Raw genomic sequence first — 16,257 nt, forward strand, 5'->3', positions numbered from 1 at the left:
GATCGGCGCCCGATACCTGCTACAGCGACAGGTAGGTACTCAATTCGTACGGCGTGACGTGGCTGCGGTAGTTGGCCCACTCCGTGCGCTTGTTACGCAGGAAAAAGTCAAATACGTGTTCCCCCAAGGTTTCCGCGACCAGCTCGGAGGACTCCATGGCGCGAAGCGCGCTGTCCAGGCTCGTCGGGAGCTCGCGGTATCCCATCGCGATGCGCTCTTCGGCGGTCAGGTCCCACACGTTGTCCTCGGCCTGCGGGCCCAGCACGTAGCCCTTCTCCACCCCGCGCAGCCCGGCGGCCAGCAGCACGGCGAAGGCCAGGTACGGGTTGCACGCGGAGTCCGGGCTGCGGACCTCGACGCGCCGCGACGACGTCTTGTGCGGCGTGTACATGGGCACCCGCACCAGCGCGGACCGGTTGGCCGCACCCCACGACGCCGCGGTGGGCGCCTCGCCGCCCCCCACCAATCGCTTATAGGAGTTGACCCATTGGTTGGTGACCGCGCTGATCTCCGAGGCGTGCTCGAGGATCCCGGCGATGAAGGACTTGCCCACATCCGAGAGTTGCAGCGGATCGTCGGGGCTGTGGAACGCGTTGACGTCACCCTCGAACAGGCTCATGTGGGTGTGCATCGCCGAGCCGGGATGCTGCCCGAACGGCTTGGGCATGAAGGTCGCGCGGGCGCCGTTCTCGATCGCGACTTCCTTAATGACGTAGCGGAACGTCATGACGTTGTCGGCCATCGACAGGGCGTCGGCGAACCGCAGGTCGATCTCCTGCTGGCCGGGCGCGCCCTCGTGGTGGCTGAACTCCACCGAGATGCCCATGAATTCCAAGGCTTCGATCGCGTGGCGCCGGAAGTTCGAGGCGGAGTCGTGGACGGCCTGGTCGAAGTAGCCGGCGTTGTCGACGGGGACCGGCGGCGTCCCGTCGTCGGGGCCCGGCTTGAGCAGGAAGAATTCGATCTCCGGGTGGACGTAGCAGGAGAAACCCAGGTCGTTGGCCTTCTGCAGCTGGCGGCGCAGCACGTGCCGCGGATCGGCCCACGACGGCGATCCGTCCGGCATCGTGATGTCGCAGAACATCCGCGCCGAGTGGTGGTGGCCGGTGGGTGAGGCCCACGGCAGCACCTGGAAGGTGGACGGGTCGGGATTGGCCACGGTGTCGGATTCGGATACCCGCGAGAAACCCTCGATCGAGGACCCGTCGAACCCGATGCCCTCCTCGAAGGCGCCTTCGAGCTCGGCAGGGGCGATGGCGACCGACTTGAGGAACCCCAGCACATCGGTAAACCACAGCCGAACGAAGCGGATGTCTCGTTCCTCGAGGGTGCGGAGGACGAATTCCTTCTGTCGATCCATACCTCGAACAGTATGCAACTGCTGTTAATTCTGTGTTACCGGATCAGTACCGCTGTGCTCTGACCTGGCGTCCCTGTCGGACGCGGAAGCTGTGTCGGCGCTTACTGCGCCGCATGCAGCGCAGGGCTCAAACGGTCCCGCTCCCTACTTGACGGCGAAGCCCGCATCGACAGGAAGCGTGACACCGTGACGTAACGGCCGGACTGCCCGCATAGGTAGATCATTGCTTCGGTCACGTCGGCGGATTCAATCATCGGGACCGGCAACAGGTTTTCCAGTGCACTGTTGCCCTCCGGATGTTCGGCCATGTGTTGTGCAACCGCATCGTTGAGAAGCATCGGAGTGGCCACCCCGCAGGGATGCACGGCATTGACGCGGATATTCATTTCCGCCAGCGTGGTCGCGTAATACCGCATGAGACCGACAACGCCGTGTTTAGCGGCGTGATAGCCGGCAAACCCGTGACTCCGCACGCTGTACTTCGGGCACATGCTGTTCAATCCGGCCGCCGAACTCGTGATGACGATTGCCCCGCCCTGGCCGTGATCTAACAGAGCGGGCAATGCCGACTCGACCGTGTAATAAACCCCGTTGAGCAGGACGTCGACCGCATCGACAAACGAGCCGATCTCATTACGCTTGTCGTCGAATGCGGGGAGGATCCCGGCGTTGGCGAGCACGAAGTCGACCCTTCCCAACTCGGCGACGCCCGCCGCGACGGCCGCCTTGAGCCGGTCGAAGTCCCGGACGTCTCCCTGTTCGGCGACGATGCGGCGACCCGTCTTTTCGACCAGGTTGACGGTTTCGTCGAGGTCCTCGCGTGCGGCCATCGGGTAAGCGACGCTGTCGATCTGATCGCACAAGTCAAAGGCGATGATGTCAGCGCCTTGTTCGGCGAAACGAACCGCGTGCGAGCGACCTTGCCCCCGCGCCGCCCCGGTGATGAACGCAACCTTGCCTTCGAACTGCAACGTCATGACGGCTTCCGTTCGCTTGGTGTCGAGCCGCTCTTGCGGAACCAACCGAGTATCCGTCCTTCAGCAGACAGCAGAAGGTCGAATTGGCTACTTATCCGACAGTCCGCCGAAGACGGTGCTCCCGCCGCGACGGCGTGACCTGACGACGGGAGCTCCGGCGCGCGCAACTAGGCGTTCATCCTTCTCGCGCGCCGCACGATTCCCGTGGGTGGAATTCGCCAGGTGCGCTTGCCTGTTCGGGCCATCCGCCGGCGCGTTGCCGCGACGCTTCCCGCATGAGCTGTAAATAGTTTCGTCGCATCGTCGTGTCCAGAGCCCACTTCAGCTGTCCCACGTGAAGCCAAAACCACTCCTTGAGGTCGCGCGATCTTCCCAAAACACATCCCCTAAATCCATCTCGAACCGTCCTGAAAGCGTCCGTAAGTATTCGAAGCCCTGGGGCGATGCGATGTAACGGAATTGCGCCCCGGGCCGGACACGCCCTTTAGACCACGAGCGCGCGTGTGCGGGAGTTCAATCGGATCAGCGATTGAGTCGGGTTATTCCGAAAGAGTAGTGAAGCGCCGGCACGGCTGTCCGGTTGCTTCAAAAGCATCGACGGCTTCGCCCGCACTTCCTACGGGCGCTCCTCAATCACGCACTGCACGATCCCGTTGGCAAGCTGGGGGTTGAATCCCTTGTGCGAAACTCTCTGGGCTTCAGCAGCCGGTGTGACACCAGAATTGAGGTCTTGCTCGATTTCGCCGATGAGCTGCAAGTTGTTAGGGTCGGCTTCCCCGACCGGTTCCGTAATCTTCCCCACGCAGCGGCGGTAACCGCTGAAATCAGCGTGAGCAGACGCGCCCATCAGCACAGCTGGGGCGATCAACAAAACGGCGACGGCTAGCCAGGCCGCGACAGCGAGATAGATGAATCGCATGGTCAGCGGGATACCCAGCTCCGACCACGCATAACCAGCAAACGATTCGGCGCCGTTCGCGCGTCCGGCGCTGGTCAGGGCTGGCAATTGTAGGAGCTCGGCGGCGGCGTGCCGGCGACGAAATACCGGACGACGGCGGTGTCCACGCATTGATGGCCGTTGAACACCGCGGTGTGTTGCGTGCCGTCGTAGGTGATCAACGGGCCGCCGAGCTGGTGGGCAAGGTTCACGCCGGCCTGATACGGCGTGGCCGGGTCGTGGGTGGTGGAGACGACGACGACTTTGCCGGCCGCCGTCGGCGGCGCCGCGTGCGGCGCCGACGTCGCCGGAACCGGCCACAGCGCGCATACATCGCGGGGAGCGTTACCGGTGAACTGCCCGTAGCTGAGGAACGGCGCGGCCTGGCGGATGCGCTGATCGGCACTCACCCAGCTGGCCTGGTCGGTCGGGTTCGGCGCGTCGACGCAGCGGATCGCGTTGAACGCGTCCTGGTCGTTGGAGTAGTGCCCATCCTTGTCGCGCCCGTCGTAGTCGTCGGCGAGCAGCAGCAGGTCGCCCGCGTCGGTCCCGCGCGCCAGGCCGAGCAGGCCGCTGGTCAAGTATTTCCAGTGGGCCGGCGTGTACAGGGCGTTGATGGTGCCGGTGGTGGCGTCGGCATAGCTCAGGCCGCGCGGGTCTGCGGTGTGACCCGGCTTGGTCACCAGCGGGTTGACCAGCGCGTGGTATCGGTTGACGAATTGGGCCGGGTCGGTGCCCAGCGGGCAGCCCGCCGAGCGCGCGCAGTCGGTGGCGTAGTCGTTGAAAGCGGTTTGGAACCCGGCCATTTGGTTGACGTTCTCGTCGATCGGCCCGACGGTCGGGTCGATGGCGCCGTCGAGCACCATCGTGCGCACGTGGTGGCCGAACTTCTCCAGGTAGGCGGTGCCGAGCTCGGTGCCGTAGCTGTAGCCCAGGTAGTTGATCTGGTCGTCGCCCAGCGCTTGGCGGACGGCGTCCATGTCGCGGGCGACCGAGGCGGTGCCGGCGTTGGCCAAAAACGGCGTGCCCATCCGGTTGACGCATTGCTGGGCCAGCTGCCGGTACAGCTGCTCGATGTGCGCCACCCCGCCCGGGCTGTAGTCGACCATCGGCTCACGCCGGTACGCGTCGAACTCGGCGTCGGTGCGGCACCGCAGCGCCGGGGTCGAATGGCCCACGCCACGCGGGTCGAACCCGACCAGGTCGAAATTGCGCCTGATCGGAGAGTCCTCCAGTTCCGGGGCCATCGAGGAAACCATGTCGACCGCCGAGCCGCCGGGACCGCCAGGATTGACCAGAAGGGATCCGATCCGTTGTCCCGTCGCGGGTATCCGGATCACCGCCAGCTTGGCCTGCGCGCCTGCGGGGTTGTTGTAGTCGATGGGTACCGAAACGGTGGTGCACTGGGCGGTGGGGATATCGCTTGTGTCACCGACGAATTGGCCGCAGCTCCCCCACCCCTGCGGCACCGCGGCCGACGGCGGATTCGGGCCGGGCGTCTGCCCCGCACCCGGTTCCGGCGTGGCACCTGCCTGGGGCGGCGCGACGACGCAGGAACCACCGAGGATCAGCAAGGAGAACAGCGCCGAGCTCGAGGATCTCAGGCGCGACATGGCTGTCATCGTTGCAGCCCTGGGTACCCGTCACAGCGCGAAACGGTTACGCATTGGTCTCAGCTGTCGCCCCGCCAAGGGTGCAACCAGGGGCGGAGAATCGGCCAAAGTCTCGCCGCGAGTTCACGTTCGGCGCCGCCGCGTCGCTGGGTCGTCTAGCACTTGGCGCCGTTGGGCGGAATGGAGCCGCCGACCAGATATGCCGTCACGTAGTTGTCGATGCAGCCGTCGCCCTGGAAGACGACGGTGTGCTGGGTGCCGTCGTAGGTGAGCAGCGAGCTGCGCAGCTCGTTGGCCAGATCGACCCCGGCCTTGTACGGGGTGGCCGGGTCGTGCGTCGTGGACACCACCACCGTGGGCGCCAGGCCGGGCGCGGAAATGGTGTGCGGCTTGCTGGTTGGCGGCACGGGCCAGAACGCGCAGGTGCCCAGCGGCGCGTTGCCGGTGAACTGCCCGTAGCTCATGAACGGTGCGACCTCGCGGGAGCGGCGGTCTTCGTCAACCACTTTGGCGCGGTCGGTGATCGGCGGCTGGTCGACGCAGTTGACCGCCACCCGCGCGTCGGTGGCGTTGCTGTAATGGCCGTGCGAGTCGCGGCGCATGTACATGTCGGCCAGCGCGAGCAGGGTGTCGCCGTGGTGGTCGGCGAGTTCGGAGAGACCATCGGTCAGGTGATGCCACAGATTCGGTGAGTACAGCGCCATGATGGTGCCGATGATCGCATCGCTGTAGCCCAGACCGCGCGGGTCGTTCGTCGGGACGGGCCGGCCGACCATCAGGTTGTTCGGGTCGACCAACGGGTCGACCAGGCTGTGGTAGACGTCCACCGCCTTGGCCGGGTCGGTGCCCAGCGGGCAGGTCGGCTGCTTCGCGCAGTCGGCGGCGTAGTTGTCGAATGCGTCCTGGAATCCCTTGGCCTGACGGAGGTCGGCTTCGATCTGATCGGCGTTGGGGTCCACGGCTCCGTCCAGAATCATCGCCCGCACGTTGTGCGGGAAGGCCTCGGCGTACGCGGAGCCGATCCGGGTGCCGTAGGAGTAGCCGAGGTAGGTGAGCTTCTCGTCACCGAGGGCGGCGCGGATGGCGTCGAGATCCCGTGCGACGTTGACGGTCCCGACATTGGCCAAAAAGTCCTTGCCCATCTTGTCGATGCAGCGGCCGACGAACTGTTTGGTTTCGTCCTCCATGTGGGCGACGCCCGCGGGGCTGTAGTCGACGTTGGGCTCCGTGCGCAGCCGATCGTTGTCGGCGTCGGAGTTGCACCAGACCGCCGGCCTCGACGATCCCACTCCGCGGGGGTCGAAGCCGACGAGGTCGAATCGTTCGCGGACCTTCTTGGGCAAGGACTGGACGACGCCCAGCGCCGCCTCGATGCCGGACTCGCCCGGCCCGCCGGGGTTGATCACCAGCGAGCCGATCTTGTCTCCGGTTGCGGGGAAACGAATCATGGCGAGCGTCGCCACGTCGCCGTCGAGGTGGTCGTAGTCGACCGGCACGGCCAGTTTGCCGCACAACGCGCCGGCCGGAAGTTTGACCTTGGGGTTCGCCGTGCGGCATGGCGTCCACTCCACCGCCTGCCCCAGCTTCGGCCCAGACATGACGGCGCGTCCCACCACGACACGGACACAGCCCGCCAGCAACAGCGCGACGGCAGCCATCGATGTCCAGATCAGCAGCGTGCGCGCGATATCGCCGCGACGAGACAGGCCCATGCCAACCTATGCTGCCAGAGGGAACCTGAGATCATGATTAGCGGCACCGCCTCCCGCTACCCCGCTAACGCGAGCAACTCCTCCATCCCCACCGCGAACTCGTCGGCCATCTCCCACAGGTCCGGCAGCAGGTCCGGGCAGGCAACCAGGCCGATGTCGAGTTTGCCCTGCAGCGACATTGCCGTGATGTTGAGTCCCGAGCCGTGAAATATCGGCCCCAACGGATACATCGATTTGACCTCGCAGCCCAGCATGTACAGCGGAACCTGCGGACCCGGCACGTTGGAGACCACCAAATTGTGCACCGGCATGCTGTCGGTAAATGGTGTTCTGGCATTGAGCATGGTGCACCTTGGTCATCACCGCCCGCCGCCCCCGACACCATCCGAGCGGTGGCAATCCGTGCCGGCCACGCCCTCGATGACCCACATCTCCCAGAGCGGCCGGCCACGGTCCAACGGTCTCTCGGCGATGTGGCCGCAGATCTCGGAGAGCTCGGCCCGCCCTCCCGGCGCGGGGACCGCGATGCGGTGCAGATGGCGGTCGATGTTGAATCTCTCGTCGTCCACCCAGACCGGGTGGTCGAGATTCAGCGGACTGTTGGCGAGCTTTTCGCGGAACGTCGGGATCGCCTTGATGCGCGCCGCAAGGGCGTCGCGCAGCCGGTCGAACGTGTAGCCACCCGGCACCGTCGAGGTATCCAGTTCGATGATCGAACACACATGCATGGGCTGTGACGACGTCTCCAGGTACAGGAAGCTGGCGTCCAGTCCACTCAGCCGCTGCATGCGCGCATGGTATGTCTCACACCGCCGCGGCGGTGCAACTGCGCAAAAGAAATGGCAGAATCGAGAAGTCAACCGAACCCGGGGACCCTGAGCGGCCACGAGGATCGAACCGACCACCATTAGGGACAATGATGTCTGAGCACAACGTTTACGGTGCCAACTCGTCGGCGCAGCCCGAAAAGGCGAGGCCCAAGATTCGCACCCACCACCTGCAGAAGATGAAGGCCGAAGGCCACAAGTGGGCCATGCTCACCGCCTATGACTATTCGACAGCCCGCATTTTCGACGACGCCGGCATCCCGGTCCTGCTGGTCGGCGATTCGGCGGCCAACGTGGTGTACGGCTACGACACCACCGTGCCCGTCTCGATCGACGAGTTGATTCCGCTGGTGCGGGGCGTGGTGCGGGGTGCCCCGCACGCGCTCGTCGTCGCCGACCTGCCGTTCGGTAGCTACGAGGCCGGGCCGGCCGCGGCGCTGGCCGCCGCCATCCGCTTCATGAAGGAGGGCGGCGCGCACGCGGTCAAGCTCGAGGGCGGCGAGCGGGTGGCCGAGCAGATCGCCTGTCTGACCGCCGCCGGCATCCCGGTGATGGCGCACATCGGGTTCACCCCGCAAAGCGTCAACAGCCTGGGCGGGTTCCGGGTGCAGGGCCGCGGCGACGCGGCGGAGCAGACGGTGCACGACGCGATCGCGGTCGCCGAGGCCGGCGCGTTCTCCGTCGTCATGGAGATGGTGCCGGCCGAGTTGGCCACCCAGATCACCGGCAAGCTGACCATCCCGACCATCGGGATCGGAGCCGGACCGAACTGCGACGGCCAGGTCCTGGTTTGGCAGGACATGGCCGGTATGAGCACCGGCAAGGCCGCCCGCTTCGTCAAGCGGTTCGCGGACATCGGCGACGAGCTGCGCCGGGCGGCGACGCAATACGCGGACGAGGTTGCCAGCGGGGCGTTCCCCGCCGACGAACACTGCTTCTGATCGCCCGAAGGATCCACGCCGACCGGCGGCGCTCGTTTGCGCGCCCACGTCGCCCGTCTGAGGTTCGGGCCTGGTTGACCGCGATTTTGCCGTCGCCGCCAAACCGCTGAAAAGCGTTGCGGTACATGGATGTACGATGGCTCGGGGGGCAATCCGAACTCTGACGAGCAGGGGTGGACCACATCGACCGGGGTAACCGCGGTGACTTCGTGCGCCGGCGAATGGTGCTGACGTTGCCGCTGCTGGTGGCAGGAGGCGTGGCTTTGGCCCAGACACCGCGCGCGTCCGCCGAACCGCCTCGCACCTCGCCGCAAGCAAGCAAATGGTCACCCGAGCGCGCCAACCGCTGGTATCAGGCGCAAGGCTGGCCGGTCGGCGCGAACTACATCACCTCGAATGCCATCAACCAGCTGGAGATGTTCCAGCGCGAAACCTTCGACCCGGCGCGCATCCACACCGAACTGGGTTGGGCACGCGCCAATGGGTTCAATGCGATACGGGTCTTCCTGCACGACCAGCTCTGGGCGCAGGACTACCGCGGGTTTCAGGGCCGTCTCGCCCGGTTCGTTGACATCGCCGCCCGCCACGGCATCAAACCGCTGTTCGTCTTGTTCGATTCGTGCTGGGATCCGTTCCCCCAGGCGGGTCCACAGCGCGCGCCGCGGCCGGGCATCCACAACTCCGGCTGGGTGCAGAGCCCGGGGGCGGCACGCCTGGACGATCGCGGCTACCTGCGCACCATGCGCGGCTACGTCACCGGAGTTTTGACGCAGTTCCGCAACGACGACCGCATCCTAGGCTGGGACCTGTGGAATGAGCCCGACAACCCGGCGGACGCCTACGCCTCGGTCGAGCGCAAAGACAAGGTGGACCTGGTCGCCCAGCTGCTGCCCCAGGTGTTCGAGTGGGCGCGGCTGGTCGATCCCTGCCAGCCGTTGACCAGTGGCGTCTGGCACGGCGAGTGGGCCGACCCGGGACGCCGCAGCGTCATCAATGGCATCCAGCTCGACAACTCCGACGTCATCACGTTCCACTCCTATGCCGAGCCGGCGGAGTTCGAGAGACGCATCGCCGAGCTCGTCCCGCTTGGCCGCCCGATCCTGTGCACCGAGTACATGGCCCGCCCACTGGGCAGCACGGTGCAAGGCAGCCTGCCGATCGCAAAGCGTGCAGGAGTCGGCGCGTTCAACTGGGGCCTCGTCGCAGGGAAGACACAGACCTTCTTCCCCTGGGATTCCTGGGACCACCCAAACCCGGACCCGGCGATGCCACAGGAGTGGTTTCACGACCTGCTCGGCCCCGACGGACGCCCATTTCGCGACACCGAGATCCAGACGATTCTGGAGTTGAGCGACCTGGCGCTGCACCTGCAGCAGCCGCCCCCACCGCCCGGCTGATTGCGACCCGTCGCGGCTGCCGTTGCGGCAGGGCGCTTCACACACCGGCCGATCCGCGGCGGGAGCGTCGCTTCGGTATGGCAGGCTATGGGTGCTCATTTCCCACCGTCCACCATGTTCACGGCCGCGGTGACGCGCCCGCAACGGAGCCGAGGAAGATGCCTGCAAAAGCGCCGCCGCCCTCGCGTCATCTCGAGGTCGAGCGCAAGTTCGACGTGGTCGAATCCACCATGTCACCCTCGTTCGACGGGATCGCCGCGGTTGCCCACGTGGAAAAGTCACCCACGCAAACCCTGGACGCGACGTATTTCGACACCCCCATACACGATTTGGCGCGCAACAAGATCACCCTGCGGCGCCGTACCGGTGGATCCGACGCGGGATGGCATCTCAAGCTGCCGGCCGGTCCGGACTCCCGAACCGAGGTCCGCCTGCCGCTGGATGCCTCGGGCGGAAACGATTCCGTGCCCGGCGAGCTGACCGATGTGGTGCTCGCGATTGTCCGCGACCGCCCACTGCAGCCGGTCGCGCGCATCACCACGCGGCGCGAGAGCCAGGTGTTGTACGACGCCGCGGGCACCGCGCTGGCCGAATTCAGCAACGACCACGTCACCGCGTGGTCGACCCGCGGATCCGACGACGCCGACGCGCCGCCGGCCGAACAGGAATGGCGCGAGTGGGAATTGGAGCTCCTCGAAGCGAGTGGGCTTGCCAACGGAACAGCCGGCGTCGAGCTGCTGAACCGGTTGGGCAACCGGCTGTTAGACGCCGGCGCCGTACCGGCGGGTCACGGCTCCAAGCTGGCGCGGGTGCTCGGTGCCGTGCCACCGAACGGCGCCCAGCCTTCCGACGATCCGCTGCAGCGCGCGATCGCCGAGCAGATTCGCGAGCTCGTGGTGTGGGACCGCGCCGTGCGCGCCGACGCCTACGACTCCATTCACCAGATGCGAGTGACCACCCGCAAGCTGCGCAGCCTGCTGCGCGACTACCAAGAGTCGTTCGGGCTGCCCGACGACGGGTGGGTCCTGGACGAGCTGCGGGAGCTCGCCGGCATTTTGGGTGTGGCCCGCGACGCCGAGGTACTCGCCGAGCGATACGAGCGCGATTTGGACGCGCTCGCACCGGAATTGGTGCGGGGACCGGTGCGCGAGCGCCTGGTCGGGGGTGCCCAGCGGCGCTACCAGATCGGACTGCGCCGGTCACTGATCGCCATGCGGTCACAGCGATACTTCCGCCTGCTGGACTCCCTCGACCTGATTGCGGCCGAAACGCCGGGCGCCGCCATGGTCGAGGAACCGGCGCCGGTGACCATCGAGGCTGCTTACAAGAAGGTCCGCAAGGCCCAGAAGGCCGCCGCCGAAGTCGACCGCGAACACCCCGACGACCAACACCAACGCGACGAGGCGATCCATCGAATCCGCAAGCGCGCCAAACGACTTCGCTACACCGCCTCCGCCACCGGTGCGGCCGGGGTGTCCGAACAGGCCAAGGCGGTCCAGTCGCTGCTCGGTGACCATCAAGACAGCGTCGTCAGCCGCGAACACCTGAGACAGGAGGCCGACGCCGCGCACGCCGCTGGCGAGGACACCTTCACCTACGGGATGCTGTATCAGCGCGAAGCCGACCTGGCCGACCGATGCCGCGACGAACTCGACGACACCTTACGCAAACTCGCCAAAGCGGTCCGCAAAGCCGGTCATTAGAAAAGGCGGACGAGTTGGCCTGTAAGCCGGATTCTGTTCCCCGCCGCCGCGCATAAGCAACGGCAGCGGGGCGGCGACCATCCATCTGGACACACCGTCACCGGGTGCCTCGAGCGGCCTACCCGCAGGCTCGGGCGAGCAACCCTCGAACGCCTGCGCGGCCGCACCTTCCGGTGCGGCCTTCTTGGCCTTGCTTCGGGTGGGGTTTGCCTAGCCACCCCGGTCACCCGGGATGCTGGTGCGCTCTTACCGCACCGTTTCACCCTTACCACCGCGGGGGTGGCGGTCTGTTTTCTGTGGCACTTTCCCGCGAGTCACCTCGGATTGCCGTTAGCAATCACCCTGCTCTGTGAAGTCCGGACTTTCCTCGAACCGCTTGCGACGGTCCGCGGCCGCCCGGCCAACTCGTCCGCGACGAACCACGGTACTACCTGCGGCATGCGGGGGCCAGCAACTCCGGAGCGCGGCTCTATCGTGGAGTCGATGGACCGATGGGGAAAGCGGGTCGGCAGCGGCGATTGGGACGCCATCGCCACCGCGGTCGACGAGTACGGTGGCGCGCTGCTGCCGCGGTTGGTCACGGCCGCCGAAGCGGCCCGACTGCGCAAGCTCTACGCTGACGACGGCCTGTTCCGGTCGACCATCGACATGGCGCCCAAACGCTATGGCGCCGGGCAATACCGCTACTTCCACGCGCCCTATCCCGAACCGATCGAACAGCTCAAGCAGGCCCTCTATCCCCGGTTGCTGCCGATAGCGCGTGACTGGTGGGGCAAGCTGGGCCGCGACACACCCTGGCCGGACAGCCTCGACGAATGGCTGGCGACCTGTCACGCCGCAGGCCAGGACAGGTCGACTGCCCTGATGCTGAAGTACGGTGCAGGCGACTGGAATGCCTTACATCGGGACCTGTACGGCGAGTTGATTTTCCCGCTGCAGGTGGTAATCAATTTGAGCGACCCCGAAGCCGACTACACCGGCGGAGAGTTCCTGCTCGTCGAACAACGGCTGCGAGCCCAATCCCGGGGCATGGCAACGCAACTGCCGCAGGGACACGGCTACGTCTTCACCACGCGGGAACGGCCGGTACGGTCGGTCCGGGGTTGGTCCGCCGCGCCGGTGCGCCACGGCGTCTCGGTCGTTCGCTCCGGCGAGCGTTACGCCATGGGGCTGATCTTTCACGACGCGGCCTAGGCGGGGCTATGCAGATATTGCGCGGACACCAGGTCGTAGGTTCCTTCGGGAAAGCATCGATGCGGTTGAGCATGTTGCGCGCTGGATGTATGCCGGTGGAGGCGATCATGATCTTCGGAGCGCACGGCGAGAGGCTTCACCTGCACAATTGATCCGGGTTCGACCATTGCCCAATAGCCGGGTCGGTGCCAGGCTGACCCCATGACAGAAGCCGAAAGTTTCGTCGACCAGACTCGGACGGGACTCGCGGAGCCGCAACCGATGTACAAGGTGCTGCGCGAAACCAGCCCGGTGTTCCGGTCACCCCAGGCGGTCGTTCTCAGCCGCCTGGCCGACATCGAGATGGCGCTCAAACACACCGAGCTGTTCTCGTCGAACATGGACGCGGTCGACCTGGGCAACGTGCGGCCGCTGATCCCGCTTCAAATCGACCCGCCCGAGCACGCGAAGTACCGGCGCATCCTCGATCCCCTCTTCACTCCCCGGGAGATGGCCCGACGCGAACCCCGCGTTACCGAACTGGTCAACGAGATGATCGATCGCTTCGCCGACCGGGGCGAGTGCGACTTCCACACCGAGTTCGCGGTGCCGCTGCCCTGCACCGTCTTTCTGCAGCTGCTCGGCCTGCCGCTGGACGACCTCGACCGATTCCTGTTGTGGAAGGACGGCGTGATCCGCCCCGAGGGCGACTCGGGTTTCGACCGCCGCCACGAGAGCTCCGCGGGCGTGGCCCAACAGATCTACGAATATTTCGACCGCGCCATCGACGACCACATCGCCAGCCCCCGCGATGACGTGCTGTCCGCGATGATCGCGGCGAACTTCAAAGACGATGCCGGCCAACCGCTGTCGCGCAACGAGCTGCTCGACATCTGCTTCCTGTTCCTGATCGCCGGACTGGACACCGTCACCGACTCGCTCGACTGTTTCTTCGTGTACCTCGCGCGTCACCCCGATCACCGTCGTCAGCTTGTCGAGCAGCCCGACGTCCTGCCCGGTGCCGTCGAGGAGCTGTTGCGTTGGGAGACACCGGTGCCCGGCGTCGCTCGGGTCGCCATCCAGGACGTCGAGGTGGGTGGGTGTCCGATCAGCAAGGGCGAGCGAGTCAGCCCGTTGCTGGGCGCGGCCAACACCGACCCGGCCGAGTTTCCCGACCCGGAGCTGGTTGACTTCACCCGCAACCCCAACCGGCATCGGGCGTTCGGCGGTGGGCCGCACCGTTGCCTCGGCTCGCACCTGGCCCGCATGGAGCTGCGGGTGGCACTGCGCGAATTCCACCGGCGCATACCGGATTACGAGATAAAGCCCGGTGCCGAGTTGTCCTACACCGCCGCGCTGCGCTCAGTGGAGTCGCTGCCGCTGGTCTTTCCGGTGTCATGACCCGCGTCGCCGTCGACCCTGACCTGTGCACCGGCCACGGGCGCTGCTACTCCCTGGCGCCCGACGTCTTCGACGCCGACGAAGTCGGCCACTGCGTGGTCCGCGTTGACGAGGTCTCCGGCGACCTCGAGGCGCAGGCCGTAACCGCCGAGCGAAACTGCCCGGAACGCGCCATCGCCCTGGCTCGTTGACCGGCCGACGACGCCAAACATGGGCTACCGAATCGCGCTAGAACCCGCGGCAGCGGGGTAACCCCCGGGTATGGCCATGAACGTCGCTCACAAGCTGATCAGTTCACATCTGGAGTCCGGGGAGATGTCCCCGGGAGAAGAGATCGCGATCCGCATCGATCAGACGCTGACCCAGGATGCGACCGGCACTCTCGTGATGCAGGAACTCGAGGCGCTCGGGCTGGACCGCGCCCGCACCGAGGTGAGCGTGCAGTATGTCGACCACAACCTGCTGCAGGGCGACGAGAAGAACGCCGAGGATCACGAGTACCTGCGCACCGCCGCGCAACGCTTCGGGCTGTGGTTCTCCAAACCGGGCAACGGGGTCTCGCACCCGACCCACATGCAGCGCTTCGGCATCCCCGGCAAGACGATGGTGGGCTCCGACTCCCACACCCCGGCGGCCGGATCGCTGGGCATGCTCGCGATCGGTGTCGGCGGTCTCGAGGTTGCGCTCGCGATAACCGGGCGGCCACTGCACATCCGGATGCCCGAGGTATGGGGTGTGCGGCTCGACGGTGAGCTGCCCCAGTGGTGTTCGGCCAAAGATGTGATCCTCGAGATGTTGCGCCGCCACGACGTCAAGGGCGGGGTGAACCGAATCATCGAGTATCACGGTCCCGGCGTCGCGACGCTGACGGCGATGGACCGCCACGTCATCGCCAACATGGGAGCCGAACTCGGGGCCACGACGACGGTGTTTCCCAGCGACGAAGCCGTTCGCGAATTCCTGCGCGCCGAGGGACGCGAGGACGACTGGACAGAGTTGCTGGCCGACGACGACGCGGGTTACGACGTCGAGGACACCATCGACTTGTCGGAGATCGAGCCGCTGATCGCCAAACCGTCGTCGCCGGGCAACGTGGTACCGGTTCGCGAGGTGGCCGGCGAGGAGATCGCCCAGACGGTGATCGGTTCCAGTGCCAACCCAGGGCTGCGCGATTTCGCGATCGCGGCCGCCATGGTGGCGGGACGCCAGACGGCCCCGCAGGTCAGCTTCGACATCAACCCGACGTCACGCGAGATCTTGGCCGACCTGACCAAGATGGGCGCGACGCTGGATCTGGTGGTGGCCGGTGCGCGCATCCACCAGGCGGGCTGCATGGGGTGCATCGGCATGGGTCAGGCCCCGGCGGTCGGTCGCAACTCGCTGCGCACGATGCCCCGCAACTTTCCCGGCCGGTCTGGCACCAAGGAGGACGCGGTCTGGCTGTGCTCGCCCGAGACGGCCGCGGCGTCCGCGCTGACCGGAGTGATCACCGATCCGCGCGACTGGGCCAAAGAGGAGCAGATGGAGTACCCGAAACTCGATCTGCCCGAACGCAATTCCGTCAACACCGCAATGCTGGTGCCTCCGCTCGACACCGAGGAGGCACAACGCGTCGAACCCGTGAAGGGGCCGAACATCTCCAGCCTGCCCGAGTTGTCGCCGCTGCCCGACGAACTCGAGGCGCCGGTGCTGCTCAAGGTCGGCGACAACGTCTCCACCGACGAAATCTCGCCGGCCGGCGTGCAAGCCCTTCCGCTTCGGTCCAACATCCCGAAGCTCGCGATGTTCAGCTTCACCCGGATCGACGAGTCCTACCCCGAGCGGGCTCAACAGGCCGGCGACAGCGGGCACGTCATCATTGCCGGCGAGAACTACGGCCAGGGCTCCTCGCGCGAGCATGCCGCGATCGCACCGCGCTACCTCGGTTTGCGCGTGGTCATCGCCAAGTCCTTCGCGCGCATCCACTGGCAAAACCTAGCCAACTATGGAATTTTGGCGCTCGAGTTCGAAAACCCCGACGACTACGACTCGATCGACCAAGACGACAAGCTCCGCTTCCAGAATTTGAATGCGATCGGCAAAGAGGACGTCTTGCAGGTCGAGAATGCCGGCAAGGACTCGTCATTCGCGGTGCGGCATCGACTCTCGCCGCGACAAGTCAAGGATGTGTTGGCCGGCGGCCTGATTCCGCGACTCAACCAAGAGCAGGAGTGACG

Annotated in this window: 13 protein-coding genes, 1 other RNA gene and 1 pseudogene; 7 read left to right on the top strand and 8 right to left on the bottom strand. The window is 66.2% G+C overall.

Annotated elements, in window-relative coordinates:
• Window positions 1-19 precede the first annotated feature (19 nt).
• The 7 genes and pseudogenes from glnA to AC5Y4H_RS20780 form a co-directional block, all read right to left on the bottom strand.
• Complete coding sequence (gene glnA / locus AC5Y4H_RS20750) at window positions 20-1,360, bottom strand: type I glutamate--ammonia ligase (protein WP_499984556.1); 1,341 nt, start codon at window positions 1,358-1,360, stop codon at window positions 20-22.
• A 144-nt stretch (window positions 1,361-1,504) separates the two neighbouring features.
• Window positions 1,505-2,337 (bottom strand): annotated as a pseudogene (locus tag AC5Y4H_RS20755) (mycofactocin-coupled SDR family oxidoreductase).
• 616 nt (window positions 2,338-2,953) lie between these two features.
• Complete coding sequence (locus tag AC5Y4H_RS20760; protein ID WP_499984559.1) at window positions 2,954-3,343, bottom strand: hypothetical protein; 390 nt, start codon at window positions 3,341-3,343, stop codon at window positions 2,954-2,956.
• Window positions 3,331-4,896, bottom strand: a complete 1,566-nt coding sequence (locus AC5Y4H_RS20765) for an alpha/beta hydrolase (protein WP_499984560.1) — start codon at window positions 4,894-4,896, stop codon at window positions 3,331-3,333. The genes AC5Y4H_RS20760 and AC5Y4H_RS20765 overlap by 13 nt, the downstream gene beginning before the upstream one ends.
• A gap of 146 nt (window positions 4,897-5,042) precedes the next feature.
• The gene (locus AC5Y4H_RS20770; protein ID WP_499984561.1) at window positions 5,043-6,599 is read right to left on the bottom strand and encodes an alpha/beta hydrolase; all 1,557 of its coding nucleotides are present in this window, start codon (window positions 6,597-6,599) and stop codon (window positions 5,043-5,045) included.
• A 56-nt stretch (window positions 6,600-6,655) separates the two neighbouring features.
• Window positions 6,656-6,943 (bottom strand): WS/DGAT domain-containing protein, encoded by a 288-nt coding sequence (locus AC5Y4H_RS20775; protein ID WP_499984562.1) that lies wholly within the window; start codon window positions 6,941-6,943, stop codon window positions 6,656-6,658.
• A 15-nt stretch (window positions 6,944-6,958) separates the two neighbouring features.
• On the bottom strand, window positions 6,959-7,387 hold the full coding sequence (locus AC5Y4H_RS20780) for a wax ester/triacylglycerol synthase domain-containing protein (protein ID WP_499984563.1): 429 nt from the start codon (window positions 7,385-7,387) through the stop codon (window positions 6,959-6,961).
• Window positions 7,388-7,518: 131 nt separating this feature from the next.
• Between AC5Y4H_RS20780 and panB the strand changes: the two genes are divergently transcribed.
• The 3 genes from panB to AC5Y4H_RS20795 all read left to right on the top strand — a co-directional run bounded on the left by panB (window position 7,519) and on the right by AC5Y4H_RS20795 (window position 11,467).
• Window positions 7,519-8,367 (top strand): 3-methyl-2-oxobutanoate hydroxymethyltransferase, encoded by an 849-nt coding sequence (gene panB / locus AC5Y4H_RS20785; RefSeq protein WP_499984611.1) that lies wholly within the window; start codon window positions 7,519-7,521, stop codon window positions 8,365-8,367.
• Window positions 8,368-8,576: 209 nt separating this feature from the next.
• Window positions 8,577-9,764, top strand: coding sequence for a glycoside hydrolase 5 family protein (locus AC5Y4H_RS20790; protein ID WP_499984613.1), 1,188 nt, complete (start codon window positions 8,577-8,579; stop codon window positions 9,762-9,764).
• A 158-nt stretch (window positions 9,765-9,922) separates the two neighbouring features.
• Window positions 9,923-11,467 carry a CYTH and CHAD domain-containing protein gene (locus AC5Y4H_RS20795; protein WP_499984564.1) on the top strand — a complete coding sequence of 515 codons (1,545 nt, stop codon included), beginning with the start codon at window positions 9,923-9,925 and terminating at the stop codon, window positions 11,465-11,467.
• Window positions 11,468-11,473: 6 nt separating this feature from the next.
• Here the strand turns inward: AC5Y4H_RS20795 and rnpB are convergent.
• Window positions 11,474-11,875, bottom strand: an RNA gene (gene rnpB / locus AC5Y4H_RS20800) — RNase P RNA component class A.
• A gap of 75 nt (window positions 11,876-11,950) precedes the next feature.
• Between rnpB and AC5Y4H_RS20805 the strand changes: the two genes are divergently transcribed.
• From AC5Y4H_RS20805 to AC5Y4H_RS20820, 4 genes are all read left to right on the top strand, one after another.
• On the top strand, window positions 11,951-12,661 hold the full coding sequence (locus AC5Y4H_RS20805; RefSeq protein WP_499984565.1) for a 2OG-Fe(II) oxygenase: 711 nt from the start codon (window positions 11,951-11,953) through the stop codon (window positions 12,659-12,661).
• Window positions 12,662-12,862: 201 nt separating this feature from the next.
• Window positions 12,863-14,041, top strand: coding sequence for a cytochrome P450 (locus AC5Y4H_RS20810; RefSeq protein ID WP_499984567.1), 1,179 nt, complete (start codon window positions 12,863-12,865; stop codon window positions 14,039-14,041).
• Window positions 14,038-14,232 carry a ferredoxin gene (locus tag AC5Y4H_RS20815; protein ID WP_499984568.1) on the top strand — a complete coding sequence of 65 codons (195 nt, stop codon included), beginning with the start codon at window positions 14,038-14,040 and terminating at the stop codon, window positions 14,230-14,232. Before AC5Y4H_RS20810 ends, AC5Y4H_RS20815 begins: the two co-directional genes overlap by 4 nt.
• A gap of 70 nt (window positions 14,233-14,302) precedes the next feature.
• On the top strand, window positions 14,303-16,255 hold the full coding sequence (locus tag AC5Y4H_RS20820) for an aconitate hydratase (RefSeq protein ID WP_499984569.1): 1,953 nt from the start codon (window positions 14,303-14,305) through the stop codon (window positions 16,253-16,255).
• The last annotated feature ends 2 nt before the right edge of the window (window positions 16,256-16,257 follow it).

This window comes from Mycobacterium sp. NGS58, assembly GCF_059812385.1.